The 16,238-nt window shown below is 72.3% G+C and carries 8 protein-coding genes; 3 read left to right on the top strand and 5 right to left on the bottom strand.

All coding sequences use genetic code 11. The annotated features are described in order from the left end of the window. Nucleotides 1–213: 213 nt before the first annotated feature. The 3 genes from mfd to ABEB03_RS18020 all read right to left on the bottom strand — a co-directional run bounded on the left by mfd (nucleotide 214) and on the right by ABEB03_RS18020 (nucleotide 7,633). Nucleotides 214–3,744 carry a transcription-repair coupling factor gene (mfd, locus tag ABEB03_RS18010; protein ID WP_345649609.1) on the bottom strand — a complete coding sequence of 1,177 codons (3,531 nt, stop codon included), beginning with the start codon at nucleotides 3,742–3,744 and terminating at the stop codon, nucleotides 214–216. Nucleotides 3,745–4,280: 536 nt separating this feature from the next. Next, nucleotides 4,281–6,848, bottom strand: coding sequence for an ABC transporter permease (locus tag ABEB03_RS18015; protein ID WP_345649612.1), 2,568 nt, complete (start codon nucleotides 6,846–6,848; stop codon nucleotides 4,281–4,283). Continuing rightward, entirely contained in the window at nucleotides 6,845–7,633 is a 789-nt protein-coding gene (locus tag ABEB03_RS18020; protein ID WP_095934847.1) for an ABC transporter ATP-binding protein, read from the bottom strand. Before ABEB03_RS18020 ends, ABEB03_RS18015 begins: the two co-directional genes overlap by 4 nt. A 397-nt stretch (nucleotides 7,634–8,030) precedes the next feature. Here ABEB03_RS18020 and ABEB03_RS18025 point away from each other — a divergent pair, with 397 nt between their 5' ends. The 3 genes from ABEB03_RS18025 to ABEB03_RS18035 all read left to right on the top strand — a co-directional run bounded on the left by ABEB03_RS18025 (nucleotide 8,031) and on the right by ABEB03_RS18035 (nucleotide 12,137). Beyond that, complete coding sequence (locus ABEB03_RS18025; protein ID WP_425589262.1) at nucleotides 8,031–9,581, top strand: MFS transporter; 1,551 nt, start codon at nucleotides 8,031–8,033, stop codon at nucleotides 9,579–9,581. Between the two features lie 367 nt (nucleotides 9,582–9,948). Next, nucleotides 9,949–10,506 (top strand): DUF485 domain-containing protein, encoded by a 558-nt coding sequence (locus ABEB03_RS18030; RefSeq protein WP_345649618.1) that lies wholly within the window; start codon nucleotides 9,949–9,951, stop codon nucleotides 10,504–10,506. After that, nucleotides 10,503–12,137, top strand: a complete 1,635-nt coding sequence (locus ABEB03_RS18035) for a sodium/solute symporter (protein ID WP_345649621.1) — start codon at nucleotides 10,503–10,505, stop codon at nucleotides 12,135–12,137. The genes ABEB03_RS18030 and ABEB03_RS18035 overlap by 4 nt, the downstream gene beginning before the upstream one ends. A gap of 210 nt (nucleotides 12,138–12,347) precedes the next feature. Here the strand turns inward: ABEB03_RS18035 and ABEB03_RS18040 are convergent, their stop codons facing one another. Together ABEB03_RS18040 and ABEB03_RS18045 are read right to left on the bottom strand one after the other, a co-directional pair. Further along, nucleotides 12,348–13,235, bottom strand: coding sequence for a coiled-coil domain-containing protein (locus ABEB03_RS18040; protein WP_345649624.1), 888 nt, complete (start codon nucleotides 13,233–13,235; stop codon nucleotides 12,348–12,350). Nucleotides 13,236–13,535: 300 nt separating this feature from the next. Then, nucleotides 13,536–16,232, bottom strand: coding sequence for an SUKH-4 family immunity protein (locus tag ABEB03_RS18045; protein WP_345649627.1), 2,697 nt, complete (start codon nucleotides 16,230–16,232; stop codon nucleotides 13,536–13,538). Nucleotides 16,233–16,238 lie beyond the last annotated feature (6 nt).

Genomic DNA, 16,238 nt, shown 5'->3' on the forward strand with positions numbered 1-16,238 from the left:
CCCAGGCGCCCAGGGCCCGGGCGCCGACCGGACGCCCACGGGCCCGGGCGCGTCCGCCGCAGCCCCAGCGCCGCCATAGGCAGCGCCTGCCGAGCCGCCTCGGAGTCGGCCCGCCGCGGGCGTCACGGCCGCAGGCACGCCGGACCGGCGGTCCCGCCGGCCATGGCGCCCGCGGCCCGTACGCAGCGCCGGCGTCCGTACGCCCCCGCGGCCCTACGACCCGAGGACCGACGCCAGGAACTCGCCCGTCCACCCGAGGAGTTCGCGTCCGACCAGCGGCTTGCCGCCGACCTTGGCGGTCTTGGGACGGGGCACCAGGATCTGGTGGACGGCCGGCTTGATGACCGTCCCGGGGTAGAGCCGCTTCAGCCGCAGCTCCTGCGACTCGCGCAACTCCACCGGGGCGAAACGGATGTTGTTGCCCTGCAGCACGATCTCGCCGACCTCGCAGGCCCGCGCGAGCATGCGCAGGCCTGCCACGAGGAGCAGGTTCTCGACGGGTTCGGGCAGCTTGCCGTAGCGGTCGACGAGTTCCTCGCGGACGGCCTTGACGTCCTCCTCCGAGTTGGCGGAGGCGATGGAGCGGTACGCCTGGAGACGCAGCCGCTCGCCGGGCGCGTAGTCGTGGGGGACGTGCGCGTCGACGGGGAGCTCGATCTTGACCTCCAGGGGCGGCTCCTCCTCGACACCGCCTTCCAGGGAGGCCCGGTAGTCGGCGACGGCCTCGCCGACCATGCGGACGTACAGGTCGAAGCCGACGCCGGCGATGTGGCCGGACTGTTCGCCGCCGAGGAGGTTGCCCGCGCCGCGGATCTCCAGGTCCTTCATCGCCACGTACATGCCGGCGCCCATCTCGGTGTGCTGGGCGATGGTGGCGAGGCGCTCGTGGGCGGTCTCGGTGAGCGGCTTCTCCGGCGGGTACAGGAAGTAGGCGTAGCCGCGTTCCCTGCCACGGCCGACGCGGCCGCGCAGCTGGTGCAGCTGGGAGAGGCCGAAGTTGTCGCCGCGCTCCACGATCAGCGTGTTGGCGTTCGAGATGTCGATGCCGGACTCGACGATCGTCGTGGAGACGAGCACGTCGTACTTCTTCTCCCAGAAGTCGACGACGACCTGTTCCAGGGTCTGTTCGGACATCTGGCCGTGGGCGGTCGCGATGCGCGCCTCGGGGACGATCTCGCGCAGCCGGGCGGCGGCGCGGTCGATCGACTCGACGCGGTTGTGGATGTAGAAGACCTGGCCCTCGCGCAGCAGTTCGCGGCGGACGGCGGCGCCGATCTGCTTCTCCTCGTAGGGGCCGACGAAGGTGAGGACGGGGTGGCGTTCCTCGGGCGGGGTGGTGATCGTGGACATCTCGCGGATGCCGGTGACCGCCATCTCCAGGGTCCTGGGGATGGGGGTCGCGGACATGGTCAGTACGTCCACGTTCGCGCGGAGCTTCTTGAGCTGTTCCTTGTGCTCGACGCCGAAGCGCTGCTCCTCGTCGACGACGACGAGGCCGAGGTCCTTGAACTTGGTCTCCGACGAGAACAGGCGGTGGGTGCCGATGACGACGTCGACGGAGCCCTCGCGCAGGCCTTCGAGGACGGCCTTGGCCTCCGAGTCGGTCTGGAAGCGGCTGAGCGCCCGCACGTTGACGGGGAACTGCGAGTAGCGCTCGGAGAACGTGCCGAAGTGCTGCTGCACCAGGAGCGTCGTGGGCACGAGGACGGCGACCTGCTTGCCGTCCTGGACCGCCTTGAAGGCGGCGCGCACGGCGATCTCCGTCTTGCCGTAGCCGACGTCGCCGCAGATCAGGCGGTCCATGGGGACCGTCTTCTCCATGTCGTCCTTGACCTCGGCGATCGTGGTCAACTGGTCGGGGGTCTCCGCGTACGGGAAGGCGTCCTCCAGTTCGCGCTGCCACGGGGTGTCGGTGCCGAAGGCGTGTCCCGGGGCAGCCATGCGGGCGCTGTAGAGCTTGATGAGGTCGGCGGCGATCTCCTTGACGGCCTTCTTGGCGCGGGCCTTGGTCTTGGTCCAGTCGGCGCCGCCCAGTCGGTGCAGGGTGGGTGCCTCGCCACCGACGTACTTGGTGATCTGTTCGAGCTGGTCGGTGGGGATGTAGAGGCGGTCGCCGGGCTGGCCGCGCTTGGCGGGGGCGTACTCGACGACGAGGTACTCGCGGGTGGCGCCCTGGACGGTGCGCTGCACCATCTCGATGTAGCGGCCGACGCCGTGCTGTTCGTGAACGATGTAGTCGCCGGCTTCGAGGGTGAGCGGGTCGATGGTCTTGCGGCGGCGGGCGGGCATGCGCGCGCCGTCCTTGCCGGCCGCCTTCTGCCCGGAGAGGTCGGTCTCCGTGAGGACGGCGAGTCTGAGCGCCGGGTCGACGAAGCCGTAGTCGATGGAGCCGCAGGAGACGTGGACCAGGGACGGGCTGATGTCGGTCAGCTCGGTGTCGAGGCGGGCGGCGATGCCTTCGCCGCCGAGGACCTCGACGGTGCGGGCGGCGGGGCCGTGGGCCTCGGTGACGAACACGGTGCGCCAGCCGTCGGCGAGCCAGCCCTTGGTGTCGGCGAGGGCGCGGGCGGTGTCGCCGCGATAGGTCTCGGGGGCGTGCATGCCCAGCTTGAGGGTGTCCGCGTCGAGTTCCTCGTCGGCGGCGAACGGGGACACCGACCACCACATCATGTCCAGTTCGCGGGCGCGGTCCCGTACGTCGGCGATGGACCACAGGGATGCGGCGCCGACGTCGATGGGGGCCTCGCCGCCGCCGGCCGTCGCCGCCCAGGACGCCTGCAGGAACTCCTGGGACGTGGCCACGAGGTCGGCGGCCCGGGTCCGGACGCGCTCCGGGTCGCAGACGACGGCCATGGAGCCCTTGGGCAGGACGTCGAGGAGGAGCTCCATGTCGTCGACGAGGACGGGGGCGAGGGATTCCATGCCCTCCACGGCGATGCCCTCGGCGATCTTGCCGAGGAGTTCGGCGAGCTCGGGGTGCGCCTCGGCGAGGGCCGCGGCCCGCTGCCGTACGTCGTCGGTGAGGAGCAGTTCGCGGCAGGGCGGCGCCCACAGGCCGTGCTCGGCGACTTCGAGGGACCGCTGGTCGGCGACCTTGAAGTAGCGGATCTCCTCGACGTCGTCGCCCCAGAACTCCACGCGCAGCGGGTGTTCCTCGGTGGGCGGGAAGACGTCGAGGATGCCGCCGCGGACGGCGAACTCGCCGCGCTTCTCGACGAGCTCGACCCGGGAGTACGCGGCTGCCGCGAGCGCCTCGACGATGTCGCCGAGGTCCGCGGTCGAGCCGGTGCGCAGGGCGACGGGCTCCAGGTCGCCGAGGCCCTTGACCTGGGGCTGCAGCACGGAGCGCACGGGGGCGACGACGACGGAGACGGGGCCGGTGTCGGGGTCGTCGGTGCGCGGGTGGGCCAGGCGGCGCAGGACGGCGAGGCGGCGGCCCACGGTGTCGCTGCGCGGGGAGAGACGCTCGTGCGGGAGGGTCTCCCACGACGGGTACTCGACGACTTCCTCGGGCGGCAGGAGGGAGCGGAGGGCGGCGGCGAGGTCCTCGGCCTCCCGGCCCGTCGCGGTCACCGCCAGGACGGGGCGGGCGGCGTCGCGGGCGAGGGCCGCGATCGCGAAGGGGCGGGCCGCGGGCGGGCCGACCAGGTCGACGTGCATGCGGTTGCCGTCGGTGGCGGCCTTCACCGCTTCTGCGAGGGCGGTGTCCTTGACGACGGCGTCGAGCAGACCGTGCAGGCTCATGAAGGGCTTCCATCCCAGGGTGGGCAACGCGAAGGGCCCGACACGTGGGACGGGCCGGGGGTCTCCAGCGTACGTCGCCGGGCTGGGCTGTGCCGGGGCTGTGGACAACGGCCCCGGCGGCGGCCCCGCCCCGCCTGGGTTGAGGGGTCTGCCGGGGCGCCGGCCGCGCGGTTGACGCCGGTGTCGTCGTGGTCCGGCCCGCGCTGTGTACACGGGCCGGTGCTCGTGCCGGGCCCGTGCTCGTACTAGCCCCGTGCTCGTACCGGCCCCGTGCTCGTACCGGCCCGTGTGGTTCTCGCCCCCTCCGCCCCTTCCCGTCCCGTACCCGGAGGCTCTGCCCCCGGACCCCCGATCGGCCTGGACGGCCTCGTCCTCAAACGCCGGACGGGCTGAGATTCTCCCCGCGCGACCCCGTGACCGCCGGACGGGCTGAGATCCCCCGTACGGGAAAGGGCCGAGCCCGGTCCGGAGAGTGGTGTTCTCCGGGCCGGGCTCGGCCTCATCCCCCGTGACCCCCGTGCACGGTGGCTGTCGGGTCAGTCGGTGGCGATCGCGTTCAGGACGTTCATCCGGCCCGCGCGGAACGCCGGGATCAGCGCGGCGAACAGGCCCACGAACGCGGAGCCGATGAAGACCCCGATGATGGTCGGCCAGGGAATGTCGAGGACGTTCAGGCCTTCGAGGGCGAGGAGCTTCTGGGCGGTGGCGCCCCAGCCCATGCCCAGGCCGAGGCCCAGGAGTGCGCCGAAGAGGGCGATGACCACGGACTCCAGGCGGATCATGCGGCGCAGCTGGCGGCGGGAGAGGCCGATGGCCCGCATGAGGCCGATCTCCCGGGTGCGCTCCACCACGGACAGGGCGAGGGTGTTCACCACACCGAGGACGGCGACGATGATCGCGAGGGCCAGCAGGCCGTAGACCATGTTGAGGAGCTGGCCGACCTGGTCCTTCAGTTCCTGCTTGAAGTCCGTCTGGTCGCGCACCTGGTACTGCGGGTACGGCTCCATGGCCTTCTTCAGGGCCGCGTACGCCTCCTTCTCCTGGCCGTCCTTGGCCTTGGCGAACATGATCTCGTTCGGCGGGATGCGGTCCGCGGGGAGGTACTTCTTCATCGTCGCGATGCTGGTGTAGCGGGCGCCCTGGTCGATGGACGTGTCGTCGTCCGTGATCGCGGCGACCTTGAGCTTCGCGGTGGAGCCGTGGTCGAAGGCGACGGTGAGGGTGTCCCCGACCTTGACGTGGTGCTTGGTGGCGTAGTCGGAGCCGACGGACAGGGCGTCCTTGCCGTAGGCCGCGCTCAGCTCGCCGGCGGTGGTCTCGCGGCGCAGGTCGTCGGCGTAGGACGGATCGGCGGCGGTGATGCCGCTGTCGTCGGTCTTGCCGTCCGGGGAGGTCAGCGTGGCCTTGACGTCCTTGTAGCGGGTGACGTGGGCGAGGCCGGGTGTCGTCTCCATGGCCTTCTCGGCCTGCGGGACGATCCGCTGGTTGCCCTGGACGATGAAGTCCGCGCCGACCGACTTGTCGAGCTCACTGGTCGCCGAGGCCACCATGGAGGAGCCGACGACGGAGAGGCAGGCGACGAGGGCCAGGCCGATCATCAGGGCGGCGCCGGTGGCGCCGGTGCGGCGCGGGTTGCGCAGTGCGTTGCGTTCGGCCATGCGTCCGACGGGTCCGAAGGCGCGCAGCAGGACCGCGCTGATCACCCGGACCACTCCGCCGGCCAGCAGCGGGCCGACGATGACGAACCCGATGAGGGTGAGGACCACGCCGGCGCCCAGGACGAGGGAGCCGTCGCTCGCCTTGTCCGCGGTGGCCGCCGCGTAGAGGGCCGCGGCTCCGGCGCCGGTGAGGACCAGGCCGATCAGGCCGCGTACGAGGCCGGCCTTGCCGTCGGCGGGGGTGCCGGCGTCGCGCAGCGCGGCCATCGGGGAGACCTTGCCGGCGCGGCGGGCGGGGAGGTAGGCGGCGAGGACGGTGACGACGATGCCGAGGAGGAGGCCGACGACCGGGGTGGTCGCCTTGACGGTGAGGTCGCGGGTGGACAGTTCCATGCCCATCGACGACATGATCTTCATGAGGCCGACCGCGAGGCCGACGCCCGCGCCGACGCCGAGGATCGAGCCGAACACGCCGAGCAGGGTCGCCTCGACGAGGACGGAGCGGTTGATCTGCTTGCGGGACGAGCCGATCGCCCGCATCAGGCCGATCTCGCGCGTGCGCTGGGCGACCAGCATCGAGAAGGTGTTGATGATCAGGAAGATGCCGACGAGGAAGGCGATTCCGGCGAAGCCGAGCATGGCGTACTTGATGACGTCCATGAAGGAGCCGACGTCGCTGCGGTTCTCGTCCGCGGTCTCCTTCTGCGTCTGCACCTTGTAGGTGCCGGCGCCGAGCGTCGCGGTCACGTTCTGCTTGAGGCGCGCGTCGGTGACGCCCGCCGCGGCGGTGATGTTGATGTGGGTGAACCGGCCGGTGGAGCCGAGCAGTTCACGCTGTGCGGTGGCGGTGTCGAAGTAGACGACGGCGGCACCGGGGTTGGTCACCTTGAAGGAGGCGATGCCGACGATCTTGGCCCTGAAGTCGCCGGTGACGGCGATGGTGCGCAGTTCGTCGCCCCTCTTGAGGTGGTGCTTGTCGGCGGTGTCGGCGTCGACCATCACCTCGGTCGGTCCGCGCGGGGCACGTCCCTCGGTGATCTCCATCGAACGGAGGTCGTTGCGGGTCCAGTTGCCCGCGATCGTCGGGGCGCCGTTGCTGGAGCCCATGTTCTTGTTGTCGCTGTCGACGACGGTGACGTTCATCGAACTGACGGCGCCCTCGGCGGACTTGACGCCGTCCGCCTTCTTCGTCTGCGCGAGCACGGAGGCCGGCATCGAGTCGGGCTTGCCGTTCTGCGGGGTGTCGTCGGACTTGGCGTCCTTCGGCGACACCGTCACATCGGAGGAGGTGGCCGCGAACAGCTTGTCGAACGTCGTGTTCATCGTGTCCGTGAACACGAGCGTGCCGCAGACGAAGGCCACCGACAGCAGGACCGCCACGGCGGACAGCGCCATGCGTCCCTTGTGCGCGAAGAAGTTGCGCATCGAGGTCTTCAGGACGGTCATGACGTGCGCCCCCGGGCGTCGAAGTCCTTCATGCGGTCCAGGACCTGGTCGGCGGTCGGCTGGTACATCTCGTCGACGATGCGGCCGTCGGCGAGGTAGAGCACCCGGTCCGCGTACGAGGCGGCCACCGGGTCGTGCGTGACCATCACGATGGTCTGGCCGAGCTCGTCGACCGAGCGGCGCAGGAAGCCCAGTACCTCGGCGCCGGCCCGCGAGTCGAGGTTTCCGGTCGGCTCGTCACCGAAGATGATCTCGGGCCGGGCGGCCAGGGCGCGGGCCACCGCGACGCGCTGCTGCTGGCCGCCGGAGAGCTGGTTGGGCCGGTGCTTGAGGCGGCCGGCGAGCCCGACGGTCTCCACGACCTGGGCCAGCCAGGCCTTGTCGGGCTTGCGGCCCGCGATGTCCATCGGGAGCGTGATGTTCTCCAGCGCGCTCAGCGTGGGCAGCAGGTTGAACGCCTGGAAGATGAAGCCGATGCGGTCGCGGCGCAGCTGGGTGAGCTTCTTGTCCTTGAGGCCGGTGATCTCGGTCTCGTCGAGGTGGATCTGGCCGGAGGTGACGGTGTCGAGTCCGGCGAGGCAGTGCATCAGGGTGGACTTGCCGGACCCGGAGGGGCCCATGATGGCGGTGAACTGACCGCGTGCGATGTCCACGTCGATGTGGTCGAGGGCGACGACGCGGGTCTCCCCGGACCCGTACGCCTTCACGACCTGCCGCGCCCGCGCGGCAACGGCCGTACGCCCTCCAGTGCCCCCGTGCCTGGGAATGGTCACAGCCGATGTCACGGTATGTCTCCTATGTCGGTCGGCAGTGGTGTCTGCCGGATCTGAGTCCTGGACGAAGTGCGTCCGGCTACGTCGGTAAGTCTGGCGGCGGCGGGGGGCCCGGCGCTCTGGTGCCCGGCCCAGTCTTCTGCTGGGGAAAACCCCACCCCCGTGGGTGCGGTCCGTACGACCGGACGCGCTCCCCAGCGGCGTAAAGCCAGGTTAAGGACGCATCCCCGCCCGTCTCGTCCTCCGCCGGTACGAACCCTCCCCGACCCCTGGTACGGAGGTACCCCTAGGGGCTCTCCACCCTTCGGTGGACTGTTTCTCGGGGTCGGATCCACCCTCGGGCCCAGTCAGCGTCCACCCTCCCGCGACGTGAGGGTCAAGTGGGAAGCTGTCCGGGGCGGATGGATGCATGGGGAAAGGATTCCGGGTGGGCCAGGGAGAGACGCAGATACCGGCCGCACGGCCCGCGGGTACGCCGGCCGGCGCACCGGGAAACGGAACGGGCGGGCGCCGCGCCGTGGTCGCCGCCCTGATGCTGGCGATGGCACTGGCCGCGCTCGACTCCACCATCATCTCCACGGCGGTCCCGCAGATCGTCGCCGACCTCGGCGGCTTCTCCGTGTTCTCCTGGCTGTTCTCCGGCTACCTGCTCGCCGTGACGGTCACGCTGCCCGTCTACGGCAAGCTCTCCGACACCTTCGGCCGCAAACCCGTCCTGGTCGCGGGCTCCGTCCTCTTCCTGGCGGGCTCCCTGCTGTGCGCCACCGCCTGGAACATGGGCGCGCTCATCGCCTTCCGCATCGTGCAGGGCCTGGGCGGCGGGGCCCTCCAGGGCACCGTGCAGACGCTCGCCGCCGACCTCTACCCGCTCGAGGAGCGCCCCAGGATCCAGGCGAAGCTGTCCACCGTGTGGGCGACCTCGGCGGTCGCCGGGCCCGCGCTGGGCGGAGTCCTCGCGGCCTACGCCGACTGGCGGTGGATCTTCCTCGTCAACCTGCCGATCGGCGCACTCGCCCTGTGGCTGATCGTCCGTCACCTGCACGAACCCGTACGCGAACGGGACACCGCGCGGCGCCCCCGCATCGACTGGGCGGGCGCCCTCGCCGTCTTCGCCTGCGGCGGCGTCCTGCTCACCGCGCTGGTGCAGGGCGGCGTCGCCTGGGACTGGCTGTCCGCGCCCTCCCTGGCCCTGTTCACCGCCGGCCTCGCCCTGATCGCCGTCGTCGTCGCCGTCGAGCGGCGCGCCGCCGAACCGATCATCCCGGGCTGGGTGTGGCGCCGGCGCACCATCGCCGCGGTGAACCTGGCCCTCGGCGCCCTGGGCCTGCTCATGGTCGCGCCCACCGTCTTCCTGCCCACCTACGCGCAGGCCGTCCTCGGGCTCGCCCCGATCGCCGCGGGCTTCGTGCTCTCCGTGTGGACGCTCAGCTGGCCCGTGTCCGCGGCGCTCAGCCAGCACGTCTACCGGCGCATCGGGTTCCGCAACACCGCGATGCTCGGCATCGGCACGGCGACCCTCCTGCTGTTCGCCTTCCCCTTCCTGCCCTATCCGGGCGAGCCGTGGCAGCCCGCGCTCCTCATGCTGCTCCTCGGCGGCGCCCTGGGCCTGTTCCAGCTTCCGCTGATCATCGGCGTCCAGTCGACCGTCGGCTGGGCCGAACGCGGCACGACGACCGCCTCCGTCCTGTTCTGCCGGCAGACCGGACAGACCGTGGGCGCCGCCCTGTTCGGCGCCGTCGCCAACGGGGTGCTCGCCGCGCGGCTCGGCGGCGCGGGCGACGTCGACTCGGTGACCCGCGCACTGGACTCGGGAGCGCCCGCCGAACACCTGCGGCACGCGGTCGCCGACGCCGTCCACGCCGTCTACCTGGGCGCGGCCTGCGCCGCCGCCGTCGCCTTCCTGGTCCTGCTGTTCGTCGCCCCGCGCCGCTTCCCGGTGCTGAAGAACCCCACGGAGTGAGGACCGCCGTGATCCGCACCCGCGGCCGGCCGGTCCGCACGACACGGCGGACCGTCGCACACGACAGCGGCACGGCGCACACACCAGCGGCACGGCGCGGGCCACTCGGCTCCCCCGGCCGGGCGGGCCCGCATCCGCTCCCACCAGCGGCAACACGGGCATCAGCGGTCGACTCGTGTACCCCGGGTCCAGACACTCACACCCCTGTAAACGCGGGTAACACCCCAGGTCACCGAAGTAAGCGCATACCGACCGCTCAGTTTGGTGAAAGTGCAGCGCATCGGGGATACCTGCGAGTAGCGTGCGCTGCTCACCCCCCAGCTCCCTGCGGTCCGCACCGGACCCGAGCCACGCAAGGAGAAACGGGATGCCAGACGCGTTCTCGTCCCCCGAGTACCAGCCGCCTCACCCACGGCCGTTCCCCACACCGGCCGAACCCCCGTACCAGCCCCGCCACCAACGGCCCCGGTCCGCCCAGCCGCCGTCCCCGCAGCAGCCGCAGTACCCGCAGCACGCACCGCACCCGAACAGCGTCTCCCCCGCCCACGTCACCTACCCCTGGCAGCCACCGCCGCCCGAGCCGGTGCCCGAACCCCGGCGCATGCCACGCCGTCAGGCTCTGGGACACCACAGCGACATCAGACTGCTGCGCGGCGCCTACCGCTGGCAGCGGCGCGTGGCGACCCTGACCGCGCTCGGCTATTTCGTCCTCTTCCTCACGCTGTCCGCGTTCGCCCCGTCCCTGATGACGAACACGGTCTCCGGCGGACTGTCGACCGGACTGCTGCTCGGGCTGCTCCAGGTCCCCGTCACCTGCCTGGCGATCGGACTGTACGAGTACACGGCCCGCCGGACCGTCGACCCGATCGCCGACCGGATCCGCAAGCAGACCGAACTGGACGCGCGGCGGGAGGCGGCCCGATGACCGGCTTCAGCAGTTCCGCACAGGCCATGTCGCTCGTCGCGTTCACCTCGGTGGCCACCATCACGCTCCTGCTGTGCGTGATGACCGGACCCGACCGCGACGACCTCGACGAGTTCTACACCGGATACGGGTCGATGTCGCCGATGCGCAACGGACTCGCCATCGCCGGTGACTACATCTCCGCCGCCACCGTCCTCGGCACCAGCGGCATCATCGCGCTCACCGGCTACGACGGTGTCGTCCTCGCCCTGAGCACCGCGCTCTCCCTGATGCTGCTGATGTTCCTGCTGGCCGAACCACTGCGCAACGCGGGCCGGTTCACCATGGGCGACGCGCTCGCGCGCCGTATGCCCGGCCGTGCGGTCCGCATGACCGCGTGCGCGGTGACCCTGATCGCGCTGCTCCCCCTGATGCTGGTCCAGCTCGCCGGGGCCGGCGACCTGCTCGCCTTCATCCTCGGGTTCTCCAACGACTCCCTGAAGACCGGCTGCGTCATCGGACTCGGCGCACTGATGATCAGCTACGCGGCGATCGGCGGGATGAAGGGCACCGCCCTCATCCAGATCATGAAGATCGTGATGCTGCTCGGATCCGGCACCGTCGTCGCCGCCCTCATCCTGCACCGCTTCGACTGGAGCCCCGGAGCCCTGCTGGCCGCGGCCGGCCACAACAGCGGCGTCGGCTCCGCGTTCCTGCGCTCCGGCCTGGAGTTCGCGGGCGGCGCCAGCCCCCGCCTGGACATGATCACCTCGGAGCTGACCGTCGTCCTCGGCGGAGCCTGCCTGCCCCACATCACCATGCGGATGTACACCGCGGACAGCGCCCGGCAGGTACGCCGCTCGATGTCCTGGGCCGTGCCCTGCGTCGCCCTGTTCGTCGTCGTCATCAGCGTCATCGGCTTCGGCGCCACCGCGCTGATCGGCCGCAAGGTGATCGCCGCCGCCGACCCGCAGGGCAACACGGCCTATCTCCTCGGCTCCCGCGCCGCGTTCGGCCCCGACGTGTCGACGGCGGAGACCCTCCTGTTCACCACGGTCACCGCGGCGATCTTCCTGACCCTGCTCGCCTCCGTCGCCGGGATGATCCTGGCCTGCGCCAACTCGCTGGCCCACGACGTGTTCGCACGCGGCGGGTTCTTCCGCACCCGCCGCCACGACGACGAGATGTCACCGCGTCACGAGATGCTCCTGGCCCGCCTGTCCGCCCTCGCGGTCGGCGCGGGGGCCATCCTGCTGGCCACGCTGGTCCAGCACCACAGCCTGCAACCCCTGATCACGCTGTCGTTCTGCCTCGGCGCCTCCGCGATCGCGCCCGCCCTGGTCTACAGCCTGTTCTGGCGCCGCTACACCCGAGCGGGCCTGCTGGCCACCCTCATCGGCGGCACCCTCACCGTCCTCGTCCTCATGCCGGGCACCAACCTCGTCTCCGGCTCCCCCACCTCCGCATTCCCCGACGTCGACTTCAACTGGTTCCCGTTCACCACGACGGGCATCGTCTCCATCCCGCTGGGCTTCGCCTACGGCTGGCTCGGCACGGTGGCCTCCGGCCGGAAGAAGTCCGACGAACAACGCCGCCAGTACGAGGCGGTGGAGGGCTGGATCCTGGCAGGAGCGGTACGCAGGCGAACCTGACACCGCCCCGCCCGCACACCACCCGGGGCCTGCCCGACACCAACGCGCGAGCCCCGCCGCCGAACCACCCGCGACAAGCGGACGAACCCGCCGAACGGACAACCCGACCGGGACGGGTGGGTTGGTGGGCAACCCCGCTGCGGGGCGGGGAAGCACCACCCGGCGAATCAGACGACCTCAGCGGACAGCAGCCCCCCTCCCCGGGGGGGGCTACTCCGCGGGGGCCCGCCCCGTCAGGGACGTCAGACTCGTCTGCACCTGGTCCATCTGCGCCCGCACGTCGTCCCACCGCTCCCGGTGCTCCCGCAGCACCCGCTCGGTCTCCCGGGCGACCTGCTCCTCACTCACCCGCGCCTCGGCGAGCACCTCCGCGGCCCGCGCCGCGGCGTCCTCCTGCCGACGCCGCGCGCACTCCTCGGCCTCGGCGAACTCCCGCACCGCCTCGGACAGCGCGGCCTCGGCGCGCACGACGAGTTCGACGTGCCGCGCGTCGAGCTCGGCCTCCTGCTCGGCGACCTCCCGTTCCACCTCGGCCCAGCGCTCGGCGTGCACCTTCTCCTGCTCGGCGAGCAGTTCCTGCGTGCGCTGCCGCACCTCGCGCAGCGCGGCCAGCGCCGCGCTGCGGCGCTCCTTGATGTCGCGCCGCGCGGAGATCCGCACCTCGTCGGCCTCGGCGCGGGCGGCGAGGAGCCGCTCCTGGGCCTGTTCCTCGGCCACACCACGCACCTCGTAGGCATACGCCTGTGCGGCCTCGCGCAGCTCACGGCCCGCCGCCTCCGCGTCGTCGACGAGCAGCCGGGCCTCGCCGCGCGCGTTCTCCCGCACCGTCCCGGCTTCCGCCGTGCCGAGTTCGAAGATCCGGCGCGCGCCCTCGCCGAGCGTCTCGTACGTCTGCGGGGCGAGCCGTGTCACGGTCTGCCGCAGCCGCTCGGCCTCCGCGCCCATCTCCTTGGCCAGCACGGTCAGCCGGGCGGCCCGTTCCCAGGCGGCGTCGCGGTCGCGGGAGAGGGCCGCCGCGTAGGCGTCGACCTGGTCGGGACGGTAACCACGCCCCCGTACGGCCTGGAAGCCGTACGGCGACCCCGCTGCGCTGCTCATCCTTGGACCCCTTCTCCGCCCGGAGCACCCGGGACGACGGTCCCGGAATGCAGATTTCGCGCAAATCATTGATTTTGCGGACATCTTGATGGATCGCACGGAAGTGTTCATAACGCGACACTCCGCCCACCCATTCGGTCGGAGATGAGCTTTTCGAGGTCAAAAACAGAAGCCCTGCTGTCATCGGGGGCCCGCGCACGCCCTGTTCGGCCAGGAACGACGAAGGCGCCCGACCCGTCGAACGGGTCGGACGCCTCGATCACGCGGGGCGGGCGCGTACACGCCCGTACCCCCGACGGACTACAACAGGCCGTCCCACATCTGCTCCAGCAGGACCGACCACCAGCTCTCCGGCGAACCGAGGGCCGCCGGGTCGAGGGAGGCGAGCTGGGCCTGGAAGTCCACGGTCCAGCGGCCGGCCTGCTCCTGATTGAGGCCGAAGCGCAGCCGCCACATGCGGCCGAGCAGGGCCAGGCAGCGCGCGAACTCGGGCAGTCCGCTGTTCACGAACTGCGGCGGCACGGGAGCGCCACCCGGTCCGGCCTCCACCGGCACCGCGACGATGTTCGCCGTGCCGTACTGCACACAGATCGCCTTGCCGAAGTCGCTGCCCATGACGAGGTACGAGCCCGCGTCAGCGGCCGGCTGCACCCCGCGCTCCTGCGCCAGCTCGGCGAGCGTGGGCACCGGGCGGCCCGGCTGGGCCTGCGCCCAGAAGAACGGGCCCATGTCGACCGGGAGTCCGGCCACGACGAGGGTGTGCGCGACGATGTTCGGCACGCCCTGCCGCGACACGGCGGCCTGGTCGAACCGGAACACGCCCGGCCCGAACGCCGCCGCCAGCTCCTGCCCGATCGCCTCCGGCGGGACCGGCGGCGCGGGCTGCACCGGCGGGATCGGCGCCCGCACCGGCGCCGGGCGCGCGGGACCGTCCGCGACCTGGTGCAACTCACCCTGGTGCGCGAGCAGTTGGTGCATGCCCTGCTGCCGGCTCGCGTGATCGGTGCCGTACGGCGCGATGCTCGTGATCCGCGCCTGCGGCCAGCTCTCCCGGATCATCCGCGCGCAGTACGCGCCCGGCAGCTCGCACGACTCCAACTCCGTGTGCAGTTCGAGCACTTGCTGCGGCGGCACGTTCATCGCGCGCAGCTCGTGCAGGATCTGCCACTCCGGGTGCGGCGTACCCGGCGCGGAACGCCTGATCAGCTGCTGCTCGGAGCCGTCCTGCGCGCGATAGCGCAGCACGGCCTGGTAGCCGGGGCCGACGGTCGGCTGCCCCGCCTGGGGGTAGCCGTACGCCGGGGGCTGCTGGCCGGGCAGGGGCTGCGGGGCGCCCGGGGGCATGCCGGGGGCCTGCGGAGGCTGCGGCGCACCGGGACCGCCGACGGACGGGCCGGCGAGCATCGTCGCCGCATGGTGCACACCACCCGGAGGCGTACCACCCGGCGCCTGCGGCGCACCAGGAACACCCGGCTGCCCCGGAACACCCGGCGCACCGGGCGGCTGCGGCGCACCCGGACCACCCACAGAAGGACCCGCGAGCATCGTCGCCGCATGGTGCACACCACCCGGAGGCGTACCACCCGGCGCCTGCGGCGCACCAGGAACACCCGGCTGCCCCGGAACACCCGGAACACCAGGCGGCAGCGGCGCACCAGGCGGCTGGGGCGCACCCGGACCACCCACAGAAGGACCGGCAAGCATCGTCGCCGCATGGTGCACACCACCCGGAGGCGTACCACCCGGCGCCTGCGGCGCACCAGGAACACCCGGCTGCCCCGGAACACCCGGCGCGGCGGGCGCTCCCGCAGGACCGGCCGGCCCCTCGGGGCCGAGCTGCGACACGAGCTGCGTCGGCACGTACCCGCCCGCCGGGGTTCCCGGGGCACCCGGCCCGGACGGCGGCGGCGTGGCCCCCGGCCGCGCACCCGGCACACCGGGGGCGCTCGGCGGATGCGGCGCGCTCGGGCCGCCACCCCGTGCTCCACGGGCGGGCGGCGACGCCTTGCTGGTGGCGGCGTCCGCGATGTCACCGGCGTTGGGCGGCAGGGGCCGCGACGGCGCGGCGGGCGCAGGCGTGGGCGGGACACCCGCTCCCTGCGGCGCGCCGGGCGGCGGTGTCCCCGGCCCCTGCGGATGACCGTAGGAGGGCGCGGCCGGCGAAGGCGAGCCCTGCGGTGCGCCCTGGCCACCCTGCGAAGCACCGGACTGCGCGGGCGAGTCGGGGTCGCCGACCGCGGGCGAAACAGCGGTACGCGGGAGTTGGCTGCCCCCGGACATCAGGGCGGTCTTGGCGTCCGAAGTCACCCCGGGCGGCGGAGTGTCGGGAACGTCGACGTCGGTCAGCGGCGGCGCGAACACGGTCGCCGGCAGCGGTACGGAACGGTCGTCCCCGGCATCGGCGTTGGTGTCGGTCCCGGCCCACGGCGTCGCGTCGGCCGGCGCACCCGCCGGCACGGCGTCCCGCGGCGGGGCAGGCTCGTCGGCCGCCGCGGCGGGCCACGGCGTCCCCGCACCCGGCGTCGACGGCGCACCGGGCGCGGAAGCGGCGGCCGGCCGGCCCCCCGCCCCGTCGGAACCCTCGGAGCCCCCGGACCCGTCGGAACCCGAACGCCGGTCCGGAATACCCAGCTTGTCCGCGGCTTCCTGCAGCCACTCCGGCGGGCTCAGCAGGAACGACGTCTGGTTCAGGTCGACCCGGGCCGGAGGCGCCGGCGCCGGTTCCGGGGAGGCGTCCGCCACCCCGTACTCCTCCTCGAACCGGCGGATGACCTCACCCACCGGCAGCGCGGGCCACAGCGTCGCCTCACCGCTGTCACGCGCGATGACCAGCCGCTGCGCGCCCCCGTCGGAGCGGGGGCCGTCGGCGCGGTCCTCGCCCCACACCACGAAACCGAGTTCGAACTCCCGTACCCGCACCTCACGGTGCTGGTACGCGGCCACGTCCCCGTTGATCCACTCTTCCGCGCGCTCCTGCGCCTGCGCGAAGGTCACCATCGGACG

The sequence above is a fragment of the Streptomyces siamensis genome (assembly GCF_039543605.1).
GTDB classification, from domain to species: domain Bacteria; phylum Actinomycetota; class Actinomycetes; order Streptomycetales; family Streptomycetaceae; genus Streptomyces; species Streptomyces siamensis.

Bases quoted from the DNA above. Each gene is read 5' to 3' on its own strand.
- mfd (WP_345649609.1), bottom strand. From the start codon at position 3,744: ATGAGCCTGCACGGTCTGCTCGACGCCGTCGTCAAGGACACCGCCCTC.
- ABEB03_RS18015 (WP_345649612.1), bottom strand. From the start codon at position 6,848: ATGACCGTCCTGAAGACCTCGATGCGCAACTTCTTCGCGCACAAGGGA.
- ABEB03_RS18025 (WP_425589262.1), top strand. From the start codon at position 8,031: ATGGGGAAAGGATTCCGGGTGGGCCAGGGAGAGACGCAGATACCGGCC.
- ABEB03_RS18030 (WP_345649618.1), top strand. From the start codon at position 9,949: ATGCCAGACGCGTTCTCGTCCCCCGAGTACCAGCCGCCTCACCCACGG.
- ABEB03_RS18035 (WP_345649621.1), top strand. From the start codon at position 10,503: ATGACCGGCTTCAGCAGTTCCGCACAGGCCATGTCGCTCGTCGCGTTC.
- ABEB03_RS18040 (WP_345649624.1), bottom strand. From the start codon at position 13,235: ATGAGCAGCGCAGCGGGGTCGCCGTACGGCTTCCAGGCCGTACGGGGG.
- ABEB03_RS18045 (WP_345649627.1), bottom strand. From the start codon at position 16,232: ATGGTGACCTTCGCGCAGGCGCAGGAGCGCGCGGAAGAGTGGATCAAC.